19 protein-coding genes are annotated in these 19,470 nt (G+C 46.6%); 8 read left to right on the forward strand and 11 right to left on the reverse strand.

Features of this window, described 5'->3' with window-relative positions:
* Positions 1-53 precede the first annotated feature (53 nt).
* From ACLHR0_RS10980 to ACLHR0_RS10990, 3 genes are all read left to right on the forward strand, one after another.
* A complete protein-coding gene (locus ACLHR0_RS10980; RefSeq protein ID WP_436486500.1) occupies positions 54-1,244 on the forward strand; it encodes a hypothetical protein in 1,191 nt (396 codons plus the stop codon).
* A 10-nt stretch (positions 1,245-1,254) separates the two neighbouring features.
* The gene (locus tag ACLHR0_RS10985; protein ID WP_436486502.1) at positions 1,255-2,589 is read left to right on the forward strand and encodes an ankyrin repeat domain-containing protein; all 1,335 of its coding nucleotides are present in this window, start codon (positions 1,255-1,257) and stop codon (positions 2,587-2,589) included.
* 191 nt (positions 2,590-2,780) lie between these two features.
* On the forward strand, positions 2,781-5,918 hold the full coding sequence (locus ACLHR0_RS10990; RefSeq protein ID WP_436486504.1) for an AsmA family protein: 3,138 nt from the start codon (positions 2,781-2,783) through the stop codon (positions 5,916-5,918).
* A 15-nt stretch (positions 5,919-5,933) separates the two neighbouring features.
* Here the strand turns inward: ACLHR0_RS10990 and ACLHR0_RS10995 are convergent, their stop codons facing one another.
* Together ACLHR0_RS10995 and ACLHR0_RS11000 are read right to left on the reverse strand one after the other, a co-directional pair.
* The gene (locus ACLHR0_RS10995) at positions 5,934-7,070 is read right to left on the reverse strand and encodes a redoxin domain-containing protein (protein WP_436486506.1); all 1,137 of its coding nucleotides are present in this window, start codon (positions 7,068-7,070) and stop codon (positions 5,934-5,936) included.
* Positions 7,071-7,143: 73 nt separating this feature from the next.
* Positions 7,144-7,650, reverse strand: coding sequence for a DinB family protein (locus tag ACLHR0_RS11000; RefSeq protein ID WP_436486507.1), 507 nt, complete (start codon positions 7,648-7,650; stop codon positions 7,144-7,146).
* A 210-nt stretch (positions 7,651-7,860) separates the two neighbouring features.
* Between ACLHR0_RS11000 and ACLHR0_RS11005 the strand changes: the two genes are divergently transcribed.
* Positions 7,861-8,184, forward strand: a complete 324-nt coding sequence (locus ACLHR0_RS11005) for a hypothetical protein (RefSeq protein ID WP_436486509.1) — start codon at positions 7,861-7,863, stop codon at positions 8,182-8,184.
* 42 nt (positions 8,185-8,226) lie between these two features.
* Here the strand turns inward: ACLHR0_RS11005 and ACLHR0_RS11010 are convergent, their stop codons facing one another.
* Both ACLHR0_RS11010 and ACLHR0_RS11015 read right to left on the reverse strand, forming a co-directional pair.
* Positions 8,227-9,495 (reverse strand): cation:dicarboxylate symporter family transporter, encoded by a 1,269-nt coding sequence (locus tag ACLHR0_RS11010; RefSeq protein ID WP_429048373.1) that lies wholly within the window; start codon positions 9,493-9,495, stop codon positions 8,227-8,229.
* A 102-nt stretch (positions 9,496-9,597) separates the two neighbouring features.
* Positions 9,598-10,488: an alpha/beta hydrolase gene (locus tag ACLHR0_RS11015; protein WP_429064388.1), complete on the reverse strand. Its 891-nt coding sequence runs from the start codon at positions 10,486-10,488 to the stop codon at positions 9,598-9,600.
* Between the two features lie 64 nt (positions 10,489-10,552).
* On the opposite strand from ACLHR0_RS11015, the gene ACLHR0_RS11020 reads away from it, so the two are divergent.
* From ACLHR0_RS11020 to ACLHR0_RS11030, 3 genes are all read left to right on the forward strand, one after another.
* Positions 10,553-10,867, forward strand: coding sequence for a hypothetical protein (locus ACLHR0_RS11020; protein ID WP_436486511.1), 315 nt, complete (start codon positions 10,553-10,555; stop codon positions 10,865-10,867).
* 83 nt (positions 10,868-10,950) lie between these two features.
* A complete protein-coding gene (locus tag ACLHR0_RS11025) occupies positions 10,951-11,829 on the forward strand; it encodes a hypothetical protein (protein WP_436486513.1) in 879 nt (292 codons plus the stop codon).
* Entirely contained in the window at positions 11,826-12,533 is a 708-nt protein-coding gene (locus ACLHR0_RS11030) for a DUF6320 domain-containing protein (RefSeq protein WP_436486515.1), read from the forward strand. The genes ACLHR0_RS11025 and ACLHR0_RS11030 overlap by 4 nt, the downstream gene beginning before the upstream one ends.
* Here the strand turns inward: ACLHR0_RS11030 and ACLHR0_RS11035 are convergent, their stop codons facing one another.
* Positions 12,534-13,646 (reverse strand): glycoside hydrolase family 88/105 protein, encoded by a 1,113-nt coding sequence (locus ACLHR0_RS11035; RefSeq protein WP_436486517.1) that lies wholly within the window; start codon positions 13,644-13,646, stop codon positions 12,534-12,536.
* A gap of 152 nt (positions 13,647-13,798) precedes the next feature.
* Between ACLHR0_RS11035 and ACLHR0_RS11040 the strand changes: the two genes are divergently transcribed.
* Positions 13,799-14,263: an NUDIX domain-containing protein gene (locus tag ACLHR0_RS11040; protein ID WP_436486519.1), complete on the forward strand. Its 465-nt coding sequence runs from the start codon at positions 13,799-13,801 to the stop codon at positions 14,261-14,263.
* A gap of 36 nt (positions 14,264-14,299) precedes the next feature.
* Here the strand turns inward: ACLHR0_RS11040 and ACLHR0_RS11045 are convergent, their stop codons facing one another.
* The 6 genes from ACLHR0_RS11045 to ACLHR0_RS11070 form a co-directional block, all read right to left on the reverse strand.
* A complete protein-coding gene (locus ACLHR0_RS11045; RefSeq protein WP_436486521.1) occupies positions 14,300-15,094 on the reverse strand; it encodes an SDR family NAD(P)-dependent oxidoreductase in 795 nt (264 codons plus the stop codon).
* A gap of 75 nt (positions 15,095-15,169) precedes the next feature.
* Positions 15,170-15,751 carry a TetR/AcrR family transcriptional regulator gene (locus ACLHR0_RS11050; RefSeq protein WP_436486523.1) on the reverse strand — a complete coding sequence of 194 codons (582 nt, stop codon included), beginning with the start codon at positions 15,749-15,751 and terminating at the stop codon, positions 15,170-15,172.
* 73 nt (positions 15,752-15,824) lie between these two features.
* Positions 15,825-16,682 carry a serine hydrolase gene (locus ACLHR0_RS11055; RefSeq protein ID WP_436486525.1) on the reverse strand — a complete coding sequence of 286 codons (858 nt, stop codon included), beginning with the start codon at positions 16,680-16,682 and terminating at the stop codon, positions 15,825-15,827.
* A gap of 56 nt (positions 16,683-16,738) precedes the next feature.
* Complete coding sequence (locus tag ACLHR0_RS11060; protein ID WP_436486527.1) at positions 16,739-17,125, reverse strand: VOC family protein; 387 nt, start codon at positions 17,123-17,125, stop codon at positions 16,739-16,741.
* A gap of 251 nt (positions 17,126-17,376) precedes the next feature.
* Positions 17,377-18,831, reverse strand: coding sequence for an alpha/beta hydrolase-fold protein (locus ACLHR0_RS11065; RefSeq protein WP_436486529.1), 1,455 nt, complete (start codon positions 18,829-18,831; stop codon positions 17,377-17,379).
* Complete coding sequence (locus tag ACLHR0_RS11070) at positions 18,812-19,453, reverse strand: hypothetical protein (RefSeq protein ID WP_436486531.1); 642 nt, start codon at positions 19,451-19,453, stop codon at positions 18,812-18,814. The genes ACLHR0_RS11065 and ACLHR0_RS11070 overlap by 20 nt, the downstream gene beginning before the upstream one ends.
* Between the last annotated feature and the right edge of the window lie 17 nt (positions 19,454-19,470).

The raw sequence follows: 19,470 nt of genomic DNA on the forward strand, positions 1-19,470 counted from the left end.
ATATTTGGCAGGAAAATTGACCCAAAGGACCCAAAAAAAAGTAAACCAGGCTTATGTACGAAGTAAACCCACTGACAGACGCACTGAAAAGAGGCAACCTGTCAGCAGCAAAAGAACGGATCGACCAAGGTGAAAAATTACCCAAAGACCTTTCATCCTATGACAAAAAACAAATCTATGATACCCTGATCAGGGCAAAAGCTTTTGAGCTGATCGACACACTGGTAAAAGACCGTATCATTGAAACGGATATTTACGAGTACGAAAAATTTGATGAGACGATCTTCCCGAGCCTGTTCAGGTACCTGGGCACTGAGCCGGCAGACCTGGATTTTCTTACTTCCTTCACCGGGAAGCTGGATAATATCAACGATGCGCTCCAGGATAAAACCTTATTGAGCATTGCCTTCGACAACTCCGCTCCCATTGAGCACATTAAAATACTGGTAGCAGCAGGCTGTGATATTCATTACAAAGATAATTACGATCAAAACTACCTGTATAAAATTGTACGGGAGTATACAATCAAAGAAGATAAAGGCGTGGTTTACCTCGAGTACCTGATTGGAGAAGGATTGGATCCCAATGCAGGAAATATCGTGAAAGAAACGCCGCTGCACCTGGCTATTAGTAAATGGCAGGAAAAGTATATCGACCTACTACTGCAAAACGGGGCTGACCTGAACCAGCCGGGAAAAGACGATGAAACGGCTTTCTATGCAGCCATCGTACACCAGGTATGCAGTGTGGAAAAGTATGAAAAGCTGGCCGCATATGCCCCCGTGGATTTCGATATTGTCAACAAAAACGGGGAAACCGTTTTTAGTGGCGCTATGCGTATGCGCCGGCAGGGTTCTCCATCTGAAGTGCAGCTGTTAAAAGCGCTGATCCGTGATGGCGCAGATATTTACCAGACTTCTCCTTATTACGCCAAAGACAAAGCCGCACTGGACTGGGTGGCGGAACGCCCCGCAGATATTTTAGAGGCCATACTGGAAACAGGTGTGGTAGAACTGGACCGGCGGGATGATGAAGGCAACACGCTCCTTCATAAAGTGTGCGCCTATAACGTAAACTATGAGCAGGAAGCAGCCAGGCAACTTTACCGCAAAGTAAAACTGCTGATAGAACATGGAGCAGATGTAAATGCCACCAATGATCTTGATCAGCGACCTATTGACCTGGCCAGCCAGGACAACCTGAAATCAAAAACAGTAGAGTTACTTTTAAAAAATAAAGCGTAGTACTATGTCCATGTCTTTTATAATTGCCTGTGAAAGTGGCAAACGTAAAATAGCCGAAATTTTACTTGCCAATAACGAAGTAGATGTTGCCTATACCGATGAGAAAGGAAGGACCGCGCTGCATTACGCTGCACATCACGGATACCTGGATATTGCAAAACTATTGCTCGATGCCGGGGCAGATCTCGACTACGAAGACCATAACGGGGAAACGCCTTTTTACTTCTCCTGTCTGCAAAAACAAAAACAAACCGCGCTGTTCCTGCTGGAAAAAGGCGCGCGTACAGATATCAACGACCTCCAGGGAAACAGCCTGTTACATCTGACTGCTAAAACCGGTCAGAAGGAACTGATAGAAAAATTGCTCGAAAAAGGCGTTACAGTGGACCTGGAAAACAACGAGGCCGAAACGCCTTTACTCATTGCTTCCGCCTGGCGCAATAAAGAAGTGGTGCAAACCCTCATTGATCATGGTGCGGATGTGAACACCACCAATAAAGCCGGCGATAGCCCCCTTATAGTGGCAGTGCGCTCCAAAAACCTGGCGATGGCCGATTGCCTGATTCAAAATAATGCCAACGTAAATCATACCAATCATGCGGGGGAATCGGCGCTGCTGATTGCCTGTTATGATACCAACCGGGCACTCACCAACCTGCTGGTACAGCACGGCGCGGATGTGCTGATCACGTCTAAAAATGGTTTGTCCCCGATATGGTACGCCTGCGCCAATAATCAGAAAGAGATCGTCACCCTGTTCCTCGATAAGGGCATTGATGTTAATTTCAGTCAGCCGCTTTCCGCAGACACCGCCAGTATGAACACCTACCTGGATTGGGTGGAAAGTGCTTCCAGTCTTTCTATGGACAGTGCCTTTACCCTCAATCACACCTATAGCTACGGTGGAGAAAGCCTGCTACATGTGGCCGCTAAGAACGGCCATCTCAGCATGGTGAAGCTGTTGCTGGAACGCGGCGCCCATGTAAATATCCAGGATGAATCGGGAAATACAGCGCTGCATTACGCCGCCTCCAATGGTAAAAAGGATATCGTAAAATACCTGCTGGAACAGCAGGCAGATGTATCAGTAGTTAATACCAAAGAACAAAAGGCCATTGACTATGCATCCATCAAGGGATACAACGAAATTGCCGCGCTGCTGCTCAGTTATAATTCGCCCCAGGCAAAAGAAGTGAAAAACGAAGTACCTGTAGCGGAAGCGCCTGCAGGAAAAAGCATGGCAGATAAAAAACAAGCTTTGCTCGATCTCAAAGAACTGCTGGACGCCGGCATTCTTTCTGCCACAGAATTTGATGAGGAGAAAGCGAAGATATTAAAAGGATAATTCCATTCCGGCGCTCCTGGTGAAGGAGCGCCGATTTATTTCCGCACCATCGCCCCATAAAGCGGGCTCATAAAAAATAACTATCTTTAGCCCGTAACCATATGAGGTTGTTGGGTATAATATTCTTTCTCCTATACAGGACAATGGGGGATTGCGCATATAGATAATAACCTCTATATATCCGGAATGCTATGCGCAATGCTATCGTAAAAAAAACAGCTATCAAGACATTGAAAATTATTTCAATATCAATTGCTGCCATCTTTCTTTTATTGTTTTTGCTGCCCGTTCTTTTCCCAACGGCTATTTCCAATAAGATAAAAACCTGGACCAATAACAGTATTACCGGGGATCTGAACTTCTCCCGGGCACGGCTGTCGTTTTTCAATCACTTCCCCTCGCTGACGCTCACGCTCTACGATTTCAGCCTGAAGGGCGCCGCTCCTTTTAAACAGGACACGCTGATAGCTGCGAACGAAGTGGCCCTTGGTGTAAACCTGGCCAGCATCTTTTCCAGCGCCATCAACATCGATGAAATTTACCTGACCCGTGGCGATATTCATGTGTTGACAGATGCGGAAGGGCATCCCAACTATAATGTTTACAAATCGGCGCCAGCCAGCGCTGCCAGCCAGGCAGACAGCGGCAGTGCGTCCCTTAAAATAGAACGCATACAACTGGAAAACTGCAACATCATTTATGATGACCGGTCGCTGCCCATGTACATCCAGGCCAAAGATGTGAACTATACCGGTAAAGGCGATCTGAGCAAAGCGCAGTTCGACCTGCACTCACGGGTACGTATCGGGGCCTTTGATCTTACCTATGCCGGCACTTCCTATATCCTGTCGAAGAAATTAAACGGGGAACTGATCACCAAGATCAACACCAATTCCCTGGACCTGATTTTTGAAAAGAATGACCTGAAACTGAATGAGCTGCCGGTACGGTTGAATGGCTCTTTCGGATTCCTGAAGAACGGCTACCGGATGGACTTCCGTTTGAGTTCGATGGAATCCAGCCTGCACGCTATTTTCAGCGCATTACCCGCGGAATATGTTACCTGGATGGATAAAACAGACATACAGGGAACGGCCGATGTAAATGCCAGCCTGATCGGGCAATACATCGCCGAAACTAACACCATGCCCGATGTAACCTTCAACATGAAAGTACGGGAAGGCGTCATTACAAACGACAAAGCCCCAGCACCCATAAAGAACCTCTTCCTCAATTTCCAGTCGAGGTTGCCACAGCTCAACCTGGACAGCCTTTATATCAATGTGGATTCTATCTTCTTTAACATTGATAAAGATTATTTCAGCTCTGTGATCCGTGTACAAGGGCTTGCCACTCCCGACATTCACATAAAGCTGAATACCGACATTGACCTGGAAAAATGGAACAAAGCCACAGGCGGCCAGTCCTTTGATATGAAAGGACGGCTGCAGGCACACCTGCAGGCCTACGGCAAATATGCCAAAGGCGTTGTATACCACGGCCTCCGGAAGCAGGCAGATACCGTGATTACCAGCATCCCGGCATTCAGCCTGAAGTCCAACCTGCGGAATGGCTACTTCAAATTTACGTCCATGCCGCAGGCGCTTAATAATATCAGCTTTAATGTAGACGCCGGCTGCCCGGATAACGACTACGCACATACGTACCTCAACATTTCCGACATCAACGCGGAGATGCTGAGTAATTATATCAAAGGCTTCTTCCGGCTTCACAATGCACAGGAACCGGTAGTGGATGCACAGCTTGCATCCGTATTGCACCTCGGCGATATCAAACAATTCTATAAAATGGACAGCCTGGACGTAACCGGTGATCTGAATGTCAACATCGTTACCAAAGGCAGCTATGTACCCGCAAAACGACTGTTCCCGGTTACTACCGCCAAACTGGCCATGAATAACGGCACCGTACAAACGAAGTACTATCCTCACCCGGTGGAGAAAATAAATGTGGATGCCACCATCACCAATACCACCGGCACCATGCGTTCCCTGGAGGTAGATCTTAAACCGGTGGCCTTTGAGTTTGAAGGACAACCCTTCATGCTGAAAGCGGATCTCAATAACTTCGATGATCTCCGGTATAACATTACGTCCAATGGGATTATCGACCTTGGTAAAATATACAAGGTGTTTGCACTGCAGGGCTACGACGTGCAGGGTTTTATAAAAACGGACCTCTCGCTTCGTGGCACACAAAGCGACGCCACCGCCGGCAGATACGGCAAATTGAATAATAAAGGCTCACTGGTAGTGAAGAATATTATTCTCACAGCTGAACTGTTCCCGCTGCCATTCCATATTAAAAACGGCGTTTTCCGTTTCGACCAGGATAAAATGTGGTTCGATCAATTCGATGCCAGCTATGGCAAATCGGCTATTACGCTGAACGGATTCCTCAGCAATGTAATAGGCTATGCCACATTGAAAAATCAAACGCTGCACGGCACGTTCGATCTGAAAAGCAATTACATCCTGGTGGATGAACTGATGGTGAACGGCGACACCAAAACCAGCGCTAGTCCCACCACCACTACTTCCACCGGCGTTATCATGGTGCCCGGCAACCTATCGCTGGCGCTGAATGCAGCCGTGAATAAAATAAACTTCCAGGGCATTGCCATCGACAGCTTCCGCGGACAACTTAATGTAGACAGTAACAAAGTACGCCTCAGTAAAACCGGCTTCTCTGTTATTGGTGCACCCGTTGAAATGGAAGCCACCTATGTAAGTATTCAGCCAAAGAAAGCCACGTTCGATTATCACATCAGCGCAAAAGAGTTTGATATAAAACGGGCCTATAACGAAATAAAGATCTTTCATGACATCGCCTCCTCTGCTTCCAGCGCCAGCGGCATGGTGGGACTCGACTACCAGCTTAGCGGTAAGCTTGATGAAAACATGCACCCGGTATACCCTTCCCTGAAAGGAGAAGGCGTGCTGTCTGTAAAGAAAATAAAGATGAAAGGCTTTAAATTATTCAATGCCGTGAGCAGCTCTACCGGCAAGGATGAGGTGAAAGATCCTGATCTCTCTAAAGTAGATATTAAGTCGTCTATCAAAAATAATATCATCACCATTGCCAGGACAAAAATGCGGGTAGCCGGCTTCCGCCCGCGTTTCGAGGGACAGGTTAGTCTTGATGGAAAACTGAACCTGAAAGGCCGCCTGGGGCTGCCGCCATTTGGCATTTTTGGTATACCCTTCAACGTTACGGGTACACAGAGTAATCCAAAAGTACAGCTGCGCAGGGGTTCCGAAAAAGATAACCTGGACGAAACGGCGGATCCTGATGAGGTACAGAATTGATTTTCCGGTACCTGCTTATTTCTCTTTAAAGATTTTTGCCAATTCTTCCTGGAGATGCTCTTCCCGGAGATTTTGTGCGATGATTTTACCGTTGGGATCAATGAGGAAATTAGCGGGGATACCGCGGATCCCATATTGCTGCGCCACTTCGTTATCCCAGCCTTTGAGGTCCGATACCTGTGGCCAGGTTAGCTGATCATTGTCAATGGCTTTCAGCCAGGCGTCCTTCTGGCCGGGCATATCGAGCGATACGCCCAATACGGTGAAACCTTTCTCTTTATATTTATTGTAGGCCTTCAGCACGTTGGGGTTTTCTTTCCGGCAGGGACCACACCAGCTGGCCCAGAAATCGAGCAGTACATAGCTGCCCCTGAATGAAGAAAGCTTTACCGCTTTGCCATCGGGGGATTGTTGTGTAAAGTCGGGCGCCACCTTGCCCATTTCCGTGTTTGCCCTTGAGGCAATTAAAACCGGTATCCTTTTTCCCAGCGGTGAATTTTTCAGATGGGCGGGCAAACGTTCATACGCCTTCCCTGCTGCCGCTGCCATTCCCGGATGGGCGGCTGCCTGGACGAGACTCACCACACTGAGATAAGAGGTGGGATACTTTTGGGCAAACTCCAGGTATACCTCATACGACTCTTTAAGCAGCTGGCTTTCCCGTGCCATGAAAGCATCGTATACTTTTTTATCCTTCTGCTGTGCTTCGGGCATCGCTGTAAATTCCTTCTGCAAAGCGGAAAACTGCTCATCATTCTTTTTCAACATCGACCGGAGCACGGCTTGCTGATCGTTTACAGGTGAGTTTTTGATCACGATGTTTTTCAGTGAATCCCTTGCTTCCACGTTAAAGGCAGCGGGCTCCAGGTATAATCGAACATAGTCTATTTGCTCACCTCTTCCCATTTGTTCCACATAGGGATTTTTGCGGAGGAATAACCCGGAGTAAACGGGGTATTCCAGTTTTCCCCTGAAAACAAACCGGCCATCTGTTACCATGGCGGAATCCGTTATCCGCTGGTCTTCTATCTGGTAAACAAGATAAATTTTATCGCCATTATGCAAACTATCTACCTTTCCTTTCAGTTCAAAGTGATCCTGGGCCAGGAGTGACAGCGGAAATAAAAAAGTAAGCAATAATAATGTACGCATAGGATTCATTTTAACGTTTATGGGTAACCGGTAGTAATGTTATCCGGTTGGAAAATGTAGTTGCCAATCGCTGTTATCCGAGCAACTGCCTGATCCCTGCAAGATGATGATCATCATGCTCTGCCACAAAATAGGCCAGGTCAATGATCCGCATAGGCGTTTTCAGGCGTGGGTGCAGCGCTGTTTTTGCCAGGTGCTCATCCTCCAGGCTCCAAAGCCTGCTGACGAGCTGTTGCCGCTGCTCGTGGAACTGTTGCAGCAACACGCTGGCGGGTGTTGCATTATGATTGGCAGCATGTGTTTTCTGGTTGGTTAAATCCGCTACCCTCAGCTCAGTGGCGCCGTTGATAAGATCTTCCAGGCGGCCCAGCCACAGCGGTTCCATATCCGAAAGATGCCCTGCTTCCTCCTTGATGCTCCATTTCTCCCCTGGTTTTATAATGAGTAATTCAGGAGCTGTGGTGCGGATGATTTCTTCTATGCGGGCGGGCGTTCCGCTAAGCCGTTCTATAATAGCGGGCAGCAGGCCGTTGTCTTCAATAACAGGGAATGTTCTGTTGAACCATTCAGTTCTTTTCATTACTATCTGATTACTTAACTTAAAAATAATGATAATAAGTGATTTCTATCAAAAAAATAAACACATGTAAACATGAATTTTTTGTTAGGAATACTAATAATATTTTTTATTACTAAACATTCTTCTTAAGTTGGTATCCGACCGGCATTCATTGCTGGTATGATGATCCTCAAATATTTATTATTCACCCTCAAAATTTATCAAATGGGTATGATCGCATTTTATGAAGGCAACAATGGCACGGAGAGCCTTGTACAAACAGTAAATGACAACCCCGGACAAGACTTCCAGCCGGTAAAGGCTGAGATCCGCTCCCTGCGGCTATTTGATGTCAGGGGCCGTTGCCGCATCAGGATATTTGATTCAGCGGATGGCGCTTTATCGAATGAATTTTGCATTGTTGATGTAAAAAACCCAATGCCGGAGTATACAGTGAACATTTTTGTACCAAGCTATGAAGATGACTATGTAGTGGTAACCTTTATACCGGTCAAGGGTCTTGTGGGTAAAGTATTACGCATAAAAATAGACTAAGGAATGAAAACAGCCGGCGCCATAAATTGGGCCGGCTGCTTTTTAATATGTTTCCCCCGTATACTCCCCCGCTTTTTCCGCCGGCGGATGAAATTCTTTTTCGCTTTTTGCAATTACTATCGTAGCAACACCGTTTCCTATAATATTCGTAATGGCACGTGCTTCACTCATAAACTTGTCTACCCCCAACAGGAAAGCAAGACCTTCTACCGGAATTTTATGAATAGCGGTGAGTGTTGAAGCCAGTACAATAAAGCCGCTGCCGGTTACGCCTGCGGCGCCTTTCGAGGTGATCATCAATATTCCGATAATAGTGAGGATTTCCCCGATAGTCAGGTGCACATCATACAGCTGCGCGATAAAAATAACGGACATCGACAGGTAAATAGAGGTCCCGTCCAGGTTAAAGGAATAGCCGGTTGGCACTACCAGTCCTACTACGGATTTACTGCAGCCCATCTTCTCCAGCTTCAGCATGATGGAAGGCAGGGCAGATTCTGAGGAGGAAGTACCCAGTACCAATAACAGCTCTTCTTTGATATACTTCAGAAATCTCCAGATGCTCATTTTATAGTACTTCAGGATACCACCGAGTACCAGGAAAATAAAAACAGCCATCGTGAGGTATACGGTGCCCATTAATTTGGCCAGCGGCACCAGCGTATGTAAACCGAACCTGCCAATGGTGTAGGCCATTCCCCCGAAAGCGCCCAGCGGAGCCAGGTACATCACGTATTTCAATGCTGTGAAAACCAGTTTGGAAAGTTTGCTCAGAGCTTTAATAATCACCTGCCGGTATTTTGAGTAATTGAGCAATACCCCGATGATGATGGCGGCTACCAATACCTGCAGCGTCATGTTATTCAGGAAGAAGGTGAGCCAGTCGAAACTCTTTGCTGCACCGGAAGTGTATTTGGAAGCATTTTCGATTTGCAGGGACGACTTGTCAATTTTTCCCGGCCGGATCAATAAGGCCATCAAAACGCCGGCGGCCAGGGATATGGTGGAAACTACCTCAAAGTAAAGCAGTGATTTAACACCAATACGACCCACTTTTTTCAGGTTCTCCATTCCACTGATCCCTAAAACAATGGTAAGGAATATAATGGGTGCAATAAACAGCTTGATAATATCGATAAAGGTTTTTCCTATAATTTCCATCTTCACACCGGTGGCCGGCGCCAGGGTGCCTAATAATATGCCGGCGATAATGGCAATGAGCACCCAGAAGGTGAGATTGGTAAAGATCCTGATGTGCAAACTCCGGTTCACGGCTACTTCCGGTTGATACGACGCAATGTCTTCGTGCATGGGTTCTATCGGTTTTCGTTGAAATTCCCCGTCAAGTAACGAAATTTTAGCCGCTTATTTCAGCAAGGGTCATATATTTATTTTATGGGATCGGTTGCAGCTTTACAATCCACCGGTTTCAATAACGGAAATAATTTGCTGACGTGCCTGCCTGGATTCAGGTAAGTTAATGAGCATCCAGTCGTGTACCATCCCTGGGTATTCCACATACGTAAACTGCAACACTTCCGGGGCCATCATCTTTTTCAGTTTACGGGCATCGGCTACCAGTATTTCCCTGGATCCTGCAAAAACAGTGATGTTTTCCAATCCCTTAAATGAGCCATAGATCGGGCTAAGCAGGTAATGGTCCAGCGGTGCGTTACCCGCATAGATCCTGCCGGCCTGCAGAAGTCCATCCAGTCCCATAAAGGGATCCTGCGTAACGATTTCGTGTATCTCCGGGTTACTCAAACTGATATCCAGCCAGGGCGAAAGCAGGATCAGTTGTCCCGGCTGCGGCAGCTGTTCCTTTACCAATAACTGGCATAGCGCCAGTGCCAGCCCTCCTCCTGAAGAATCGCCCATGATGATCAGGTCCTCTTTGGCTACTTTTTCAAGTAATTCCCTGTAAAGGGCTAACACCATCTTAAAAGTATCTTCAAAAGTAAAGTCAGGCGCCAGCGGGTAATCCGGCGCTGAGATAGTGCAATGCGTGGCCGCTACCAATTCGGCCATAAAAGACCAGTGGTGCGATGTAAAATTTTGTACATAAGCGCCTCCATGCAAATACAGTATATGCTTCCGCCCTTTCCCGGTGCGGGACTGCAGGGTGAAAACAGGCTGGCCGTTTAGCTGCCGTTTGGCTACCACGCAAAATTTGTGGACCTTAGCCGTGGGCTCCGGACTACTGTAAAAATTCTGCTTGCCTGCGGCCAGCAGTGTTTTTAGAAAGTGCTTCTTCCCGATTAACCGGAGAAAAAGGGCAAATAATTTGCTGTGTATACTGGCCAAATTGATCTGTTTTAAATATAACAACGGTGCTGCCTCGCATCATAATATTTACAACCAGTAAGGTATGCCTAATATTCAGACAAACGATTTCTGGCTCCGCCTGGATAATGCAGCAAAAATTTATCCGGCTATTAAGGATAACGAGCTTACCTCCGTTTTCCGCGTAGCGGTGGTGTTAAAAGACCGGATAAAGGCAAAGGCTATGCTGGAAGCCGTTCACGAAATTGAAAACCGGTTCCCTTATTACAAAGTAAGGCTTAAAACAGGGTTCTTCTGGTATTACCTCGAACAGCAACAGGGCCCGGTTCCCGTAGAAGCAGATCTGCAAACACCCTGCCGCGCCTTCCGGAAAAAGGAACTGATGTTTCGCATACTGTAAAGAAAAACAGGATCAGCGTTGAATTTTCGCATATTCTGACAGACGGCACCGGCGCGTTTGAATTTCTGAAAACATTATTACTCGTGTATTTTGAAAAATGCTGTATTCCACTTGCAGATAAACCGGCGTTTTACAATCCCGATCAACCACCGGCGCCGGAAGAATACGAAGATGCCTATAGCAGGTATTTTAAAAAAATAGACGCGCCGCATATAAAAACTCCCGGCGCCTTTCATGTTCCCTTCTCTTTAAAAAGAAAACCCAGGTTCAGTGTGCTTACCGCCATCATGCCTGTAGCCCAGGTTACTAAAAAGGCAAAGGCGCTGGGAGTGAGCCTCACGGTATATCTCACCGCTGTTTATCTTCACGCACTACAGCAAATTCATGAACAACAACCCCGTTTAAAAAAGAATATCAACAGGAAAATATTACGTATCGAAGTTCCGCTGAACCTACGTAAGTTGTACCCCACGCGGTCGATGAGGAACTTCTCATTGTATGTACTTCCGCAAATCGATCTCAGGCTGGGACATTATACATTTGAGGAGATCGTTAAAACCGTATATCACCAGATGCAACTGGAAACCGACCAGAAGCTGATCAATAAAATGATTTCCCGCAATGTGGGTGGTGAACGCAATACGCTGGTGAAAAATATCCCGCTTTTCCTGAAATCGCTTTTCCTTTCCAGGCTGTATATTGTTGGTACAAAACAATACAGTGGCGTAGTCACCAACCTGGGAAAGATAGACCTCGGACCAGACGCCAATCACCTGATTGAGCAGTTTGTATTTATTGCCCCTCCGCCCAATAAAGTATTGAAGGTAAATTGCGGTGTTGCCGGGTTCGGCGACAACCTCGTATTAAGTTTTGGCAATATCACCACCTCAAAAGAACTGGAAAGACATTTCCTGACATTTATGGCGCAGCAGAATATCGCTGTTAAAATAATAAACTCATGAAGTATTGTAATAACTGTGGCGTAATACTGGAAGACGATATGCTGATATGCCCGCTATGCGGCGCCGGAGCAGGTACCAACAGCGAAAAGCAGGAAACAGTTGACAACGGCAGGAAAATAATAGCAGCCCCGGCTGAAACGCTGACAAAGCAACAAAAGAAACTGGTGTGGGAAATTGTATCCCTGGTGCTGATTTCCTCTATTGTAGCTGCGTTGCTGATTAATCTTATTATCAACAAAACCGTTTCCTGGTCGGAATACCCGGTGGCTGTTTGTCTTACTATTTTCGCCTATGTTTCCTTCTTTGCCTTTTGGTCAGGCAGCAGCACGGCCCGTATGCTGGGAGGATTTATCACCTCGTCTGTGCTTATGTTATTATTGGATGCGCTAACCGGTGGACTCAGCTGGGCGGCCCCCATAGCGATTCCTGTTTTATTGACAGCCAGTGGTATTACCGCCGTTTTGCTAAGCATCATCCGGCATTCGGTTTCCAAAGGCGTTAACCTGATCGCCTATACGTTTATTGGCGGCGCGGTATTATGTATAGCTATAGAGGCCATACTATCCCTGTACCACACCGGGAATATTCACCTGGAATGGAGCCTCATTGTTTGTTTATGCGTGCTGTTGGTGGCTATTGCCTTATTATTTCTGCACTTCAGGTTAAAGAAAGGCAGAAGCCTTGAAAAAACTTTTCACCGGTAATCACAGTTTGTAAACTTCACTACCCGCTAACAGGAAACAGCCTAATCCATAATCTTCGAAGTCGGGTACTTTATCAAAGGTAACGGGCTGTCCGTCTTTAGGTTCCTTACCGGTGCCCTGCACATAGCCTAATCGTCCATCTTTATCGATACAGTTTTCCAGGAGGGCATTCCATGCTTTCCGGACTATAGGCAGATAGGTTTTCTTATCGACCAGGTGATGATTGATGCCCCAGGCCATTCCGTATACGAATAGCGAGGTGCCGGTCAATTCCATTCCGCCGTAGTTATCCGCATCATGCAAACTTACATTCCAGAAGCCATCCGGGCGTTGGATGGGGACCAGGGCTTTTAACATATCCTGGTAGTCCTGCAGGTATTCCTTGTAATGCGGATCGCTGGTGGGAAGCAAATCCAGCGTGCGCACCAGTGCAGCTACCACCCAGCCATTGCCCCTGCTCCAGTAGCAGTCTTCCCCATTCGGTGCAGTATAGGGAGGCACAAAATCTTTGTCTCTCCACCACAGGTGATCTGCCGGGTTATACAAACCCTTACCGCCGTGATTATATTTCGTGTAGGCGTACATGGTATACATCCGGTTAAAATAGCTGGTATCTTTGTAGATCACGCCTAGCCTGGCGAACACGGGCATGGCCATCTGCAGCGCATCGATCCACCACCAGTCGTCCACTTCCGGGGAGGCTTTCATATTATCCATGGCGGCTTTAATATCCCTGATGCGTTCTTCTTTTTTATCGATGAGGTACAGGTCTATGTAGGTTTGTCCGCAGCATTGATTATCCGCATTCCGTACTTGTGTGCCGCCCCAAAGTCCCCACTGATGACTATTGCCCCAGGCTACGGCATAATCATAGTAAGCGGCTTGCTTGTCGATATTGTAGAGCGCCATGAGTCCTTCATAATAAACCGCCCGGGTCCACAAATTAGAGGGACGTTCTTTATTGGTAAAAGTAGGCTTGCCCGGATCTGGCCATTTCTGCATAAAATATTGATTGGTGAGGCGCATTGCCGCCAGGGTCTCTTTTTTTGCCGGCAGCTTTTGTGCAAAGGCCAGCTGGCTGATAAAACATAGCGTAATAAACAGGCTTTTCATACGTGGTAATTTATTTCAGATTCTTCTGATGGGTTACTGTATATAACTGTCAATTTAACAATTATAAACAATACCCCATAGTTTTACGGGTACTTTTTTGCGGTCCGGTATGGGTATTGTTGTAAGTTTGGAAACCAACAATTTTTCACCGTATGAAACAAAGCGCCGGTATTTTACTCATCCGTGCTGCCAGGAGCGGACCTGAGTTTTTCCTGGTACACCCCGGTGGCCCGTTTTTCGCGAAGAAAGACGCTGGCTGGTGGACGGTTCCCAAAGGAGAAATTATGCCGGGAGAGGATCCGCTGAATACGGCTATCCGGGAGTTTGCAGAAGAAACGGGGTATACGCCGGCCGCTCCTTTCACCCGGCTGACTACCATTACCCAAAAGGGTGGCAAGCAGGTACATTGCTGGGCTGCATCCGGTAACCTGGATCCGGCGAAAATAGTGAGCAATACGTTTGAAATAGAATGGCCGCCGAGAAGCGGGAAATATAAAACCTATCCTGAAATAGACAAAGCCGGTTGGTTTACCCTGCAGGAGGCGGCAAAGCTGATCAATGAAAGACAGGTAGCGTTTTTGGAAGAAGTATTGCAACTGGGCTTAACAGCTTTATAAAAGCCGGGCCGGATGGCGCATCCGGCCCGGCTAATACTACACAATGGTATTGAGCACACCTCCATCTGCGCGGAGCGCAGCTCCGTTGGTGGCTACCGACAAAGGACTGGAAAGATAAGCCACCAGGCTGGCGATTTCGGAAGGCTCAATGAACCGCTGTAATAAGGAGGTTGGATTCATTGTTTTAATAATACCTGTTTTCACTGCTTCCACGCCCAGGTTTTGCGCACCTGCAATTTGTTCCACTGCGTTCGCCACACCTTCGGAATAGGTGGGCCCGCCAAGAATAGCGTTTATCGTAACCCCGGTGTTTTTAGTTAACGCTGCAAGTCCACGGCTCACCGACAGCATGGCAGTTTTAGTGGTACCGTAGTGGATCATATTTCCCGGGATATGAATACCGGATTCGCTGCTGATAAAAACAATCCTGCCCCAGTTACGCTCCAGCATTTTGGGAAGCAGCTGCCGCGATAGCCGGATACCACTCAATACATTTATCTCAAAAATTTTCTGCCAGTCTTCGTCCGTGATATCCGTAAACTCCTTTAGTTCAAATATTCCTACGTTGTTAATTAAAATATCAATACCTGGAAGCGTATCCAATAACCGGTTCACCTCCGCGGCGCTGGCAAAGTCAGCTGCTATGCCGGATACCTTAGCTTCCGGTATTTCTTCCTTCAGTCTGTTCACTGCCCCAGCTGTCTTTTCAGGCGTTCTTCCGTTGATAATGACCGTCGCTCCTTCGAGCAGTAATAACCTGGCAATGGCAAAGCCGATGCCCTGTGTTGATCCACTGATAAAAGCCGTTTTTGATGTTAATTGTAAATCCATGAGCGTCCTGTTATATTATTTTAATAGCGAAAGATTTTGTTCTGTGTTGATCACTACAAATATCAGCAAAAAAAATCAGCGGAGGATTTCCAGCTGCATTTCAATCTGTTTGAGGAGGATTTTATTATCGGGATACATCCGCCTGGTAACGTTCAACCCGTTCCAGAGTGTAACCAGGTAGCGGCCCAGGATCACGGGATCGGTTTGGTTTTTCATAGTGCCATTCTTTTGCGCGCGGCGGATGGCTTTGGTGTATAGTTGTTCTACTTCTTTCAGAATGGTTACGGCTTCCTCTTCCAGTTCTTTGTCAAGAGACGCCATTTCCACCACGGTGTTAACGATGATGCAGCCCTGCAGATGCGTTTCCCGGTCGGCCCGGGCCATGCTGCGGAAGAAGTCTTTGATCAGCTCCATTGGCGCATCACTTTGATTAAGCGCTGTTTCAAACTCCTTAAATGCTTCCCTGCGCTGTTGGATGGCTTTTTGGAACAGCTCTTTCTTTCCTCCTTTAAATGCATTATAAAAGCTTCCGCTGCCTATTCCCATAGCCGTGAGTATATCTTCCAGAGATGTAGCGGTATATCCCTTTGTCCAAAACACTTTCTGTGCCTTCTCTACAACATCCTTATTATCATATATGGCTGGCCGTCCCCTCATACAATACAAATTTTGTGTTAATCACTACAAAAATAGATATTTTTTAGGAACAGTCTTAATTATCTTTAAAAGATTAGTGTTTGAAATACTTCCACAGGTAGGCGGAAACGTTCTTGATCAGCACCTGTGCTTCGTTATCGTCTGTCCAGCGCTGATCTTTATTATTTTTGGTGCCCACATAAAACACATACTCCCCCCGCGGTTCATTTACCAGGATCACTTCTGACCTGGACTCATCCAGTGAACCGGTTTTATGGGCGGCCTGTACATACGGCGGAATAGCCGACAACCCGGTTTCATCATAATACCCGTGGGTCATTAACCGGTACATGCGTTCGGAAGCGGCCTTGCTGATCACCTCACCATTACGGATCTTCACCAGCAGGGTGGCCATTTCGCGGGGGGTAGTCATGCCCCAGCCGTATACTTTCCAGATCTCTGCACGGCCGGGGGTACGCGAATTTACCCGCGTAACAGCAAGTCCGTACTGCTCCATCAGCTCATTAATGCGTTGCCCCCCTCCTGCCAGCGACTGGTTCCAGATGGATGCGGTATTATCGCTGTAAGACATCATCAGCGCCAGCAATACACTCACCTCCGTTGAGGTGCTGTCTTTAAAGAACTGCATCAGGCCCGATCCGCCATACTTAATGGAATCGCGGTAAACCAGCGGCTGATGATATTTCAGTTCGCCTTTTTCGATTTTGTCAAACATGCCCACCAGGATAGGAATTTTCACAATGCTGGCCGTGGGGAAAATAGTGTCGGCATTGATAGCGGCATAACGGCCGGTTCTCAGGTTCTTTACGTAAATTCCCACATCGCCGTGAAACCCGGTGATAATATTTCTCAATCCTTTTTCAAGTTTACGGTCCTCCTGCGAAAAAGCTAGTACAGGAGTCAACAGCAGTAGCAGCAACCATTTGTGCATATATAAGGAATGTTTGCTTTAAGTTATAATACGGGAGCCGGTATTCATAGGAGGTATTATTCTGAATCCTCTTTTGGTTCCCAAAGTTCAATAATATTGCCTTCCGGATCGAGCACATGAACGAATTTGCCATAATCATATTCCGCAATCTCATCAACAATAGTCACGTTTTCCTTTTTCAGTTCCGCTACCAGCGCAACGAGATTTTCCACGCGGTAATTGATCATAAACGGCTTGTCCGATGGCTTAAAATATGCCGTATCCTGTGGAAACGCACACCAGGAGGTAGATCCTTTCTTCGACGGATTATCGGCCTCCCGCCACTCAAACGTAGTCCCGTATTCGCTGGTAGTCAATCCGAGGTTTTTAGCATACCATTCGTTCATTTCCTGCGGATTAGCGCATTTAAAAAAAACGCCCCCAAGGCCCGTTACTTTTTTCATATGTACGATTAAAAAAGTGAAAGAAGAAGTCGATAGTCAATATACTAAAGAATATGTAACCTCCATCCGGGACTTTTAAAAAAAATGTATTTCCTGTTGACATAGGGTTGTCATATCTCCCTTTTATTTTTGTTAAAACAAACCAACTCACTATGGCCGGGAAAATGATTGAAAAAGGCGCTATGACCCAACAGGGGCAACAAGCGATCGACCATGCAAAAAAAACCGGCAGGTGGGAGATCGTGTAGTGCTCACCACTTCACTAACGGATTTCGCCACCAGTCGTCCTGCCCGTTTTCGCTGGAGTAGAGTCCGAAGTTCAGCGATGGATCGTCCGCTTTTTTTGCGGGATGCAATAGTTTTAAAATATAATTCCCTTTGCGCAGTGGCAGTATCACCGTTTGCCGTACATGGCCATCCGCCGGGTTGTACTGAATCCACAATGAATCACTAAGATAGAGTTGTGTGCCTTCCGAAGGCGTTAGTTGAAATACATAGTAGCCATCACGCGGAATAGCGACGACCCCGGTCAGCTGACCATTCACAGGCTTCGATTGCAGATCGAGCTTTGGCAATTGCCGGGTAGCACGCAACATCTTTTCCGGCGTCAGATAGTCACCTGTCCGCAGGTTCATTGGCAGCTCATGATCGTATCGCCCGCCCGGCGAAAACGATATTGCCCGGATACCTGAAGGATCATCTGTGATCAAATGATCATCTACCAGCGCACTGTTGCGGTTGGGCAATGAACCATCCTGCGTATAGCGGATCTCAGCGTTATCAGTTGGCAAAAACAGGCGGATCGGCCGGCCCTTCACCACAATGCCGCCGGTCGGTTGATAACGGGCGTTGCGGACGTAATACCCCAGGTAAGCATATTTAAGTCCATCATAGTTCGATTTGAACACACTCGATCCATGCGTTTCATTGTCGTAGAGCGCCGAGTGCCAGTGCAGCCCTGAAGGTGCATTCGCTTTCAGCATGCTGTCCATTGCATCACGCGCCATGTCGCCGTAGGAAAAACCACTGCGGCCACCGATATTCAGCACGGTGTTGCGGAATTGAACCGACTTTAGTTTTTGCGCTGCCATCCGCACGAGGTGCCGGTCGCCGAACTGGAAAGCCGGGTCGCCGAGCGTATAGAAACGGAACAAGTCCGGCCGCTGAAGCAGGGTGTAAAAAGCAAATACCCCACCCAATGATGTACCGAACAACCCGCTCTCGCTACTCACGCGATACTTGCGATTAATATAGGGCATCAGCTCTTTTTCAAAGAAGGCAAGAAATTTGTCCGCACCACCCGAGCTGTCCACATCTTTCGATTGGATAGGGGTGAAATCGCGGTCGCGCAGGTTGAAACCGTTGACATAACGGTTGGGGACATTCACAATGATCGCCTGCGGAGCGAACTTTATCGCCACCAGGAAATTGAAGATATTCGTAAACGTATGCGTATTCCACTCCCCATCAATCACGTACCACACATCATAATGAGTAGTGTCTGCTGCGTAATTGTCCGGTAAAATAATCTCAATTTTACGTAGTTCACCCAGGCTATTCGAGTAAATCGAATCCTTTGTTGATGTGGTATGCTGGGCTTCAACGCTAATTGTAACAAGAAATAAGAAACAAAAAAATAAACGCATCGTCCTGTTTTTTGTGCTTAAAGTTGTCACTGATACTTTGCTATAATTCCGTAATTTCAAGTACTTCTTTGCTATATTTTAAATAGGAAACGAGCACTTTTGTGCCTATTGGGTAATGATAGTAGTCCGCTTTCTTAACCGGCAGGCTGAATTTCTCGCCTTTATGCCGCCCTGCAAAGGTCACAATATATTCATCATTTTCTGTTTTGTGACGGCTGATAATTACACTCGACAATTTGTTTTTCCCGTTTATAATATCTTTCTTCCAATCGTTTTTAAAACTCCTGAACGTTAGCCAAACAAATAAATAAAAAAGACCGAACATTGCTATTCCTGCAAAAACAAACAAAATGTAATGGTAATATTGTAGATTAATTTCGTGTTGTATAAAGTAATAAGCGATCGCCATTATAAAAAGTGTGGCGGTCATCAAAATACCTGGGGCGTCTTTAAAGAATTCACTTCGTTGTTTGTCAATATGTTTTATCTCATCCTCGCTTAAAGGAATGTTTTCCTGTAATACAACCTGGAAATAGTCTATTGGGAAATGGGTCATTAAAGGCAATTTAAGTTTGTCTGTCCAATATAAGCCTGATATCCTTGTTATATCACGAATACTTCCCGGGTACCTCATCCATGGGTATACCATGGGTAATCCATGCACTATTAATACTGTTCCCATGCACTTCCAATGCACTA

The sequence above is a fragment of the Chitinophaga sp. ARDCPP14 genome (genome assembly GCF_051362515.1).
In the GTDB taxonomy this organism is placed as follows: Bacteria; Bacteroidota; Bacteroidia; order Chitinophagales; family Chitinophagaceae; genus Chitinophaga.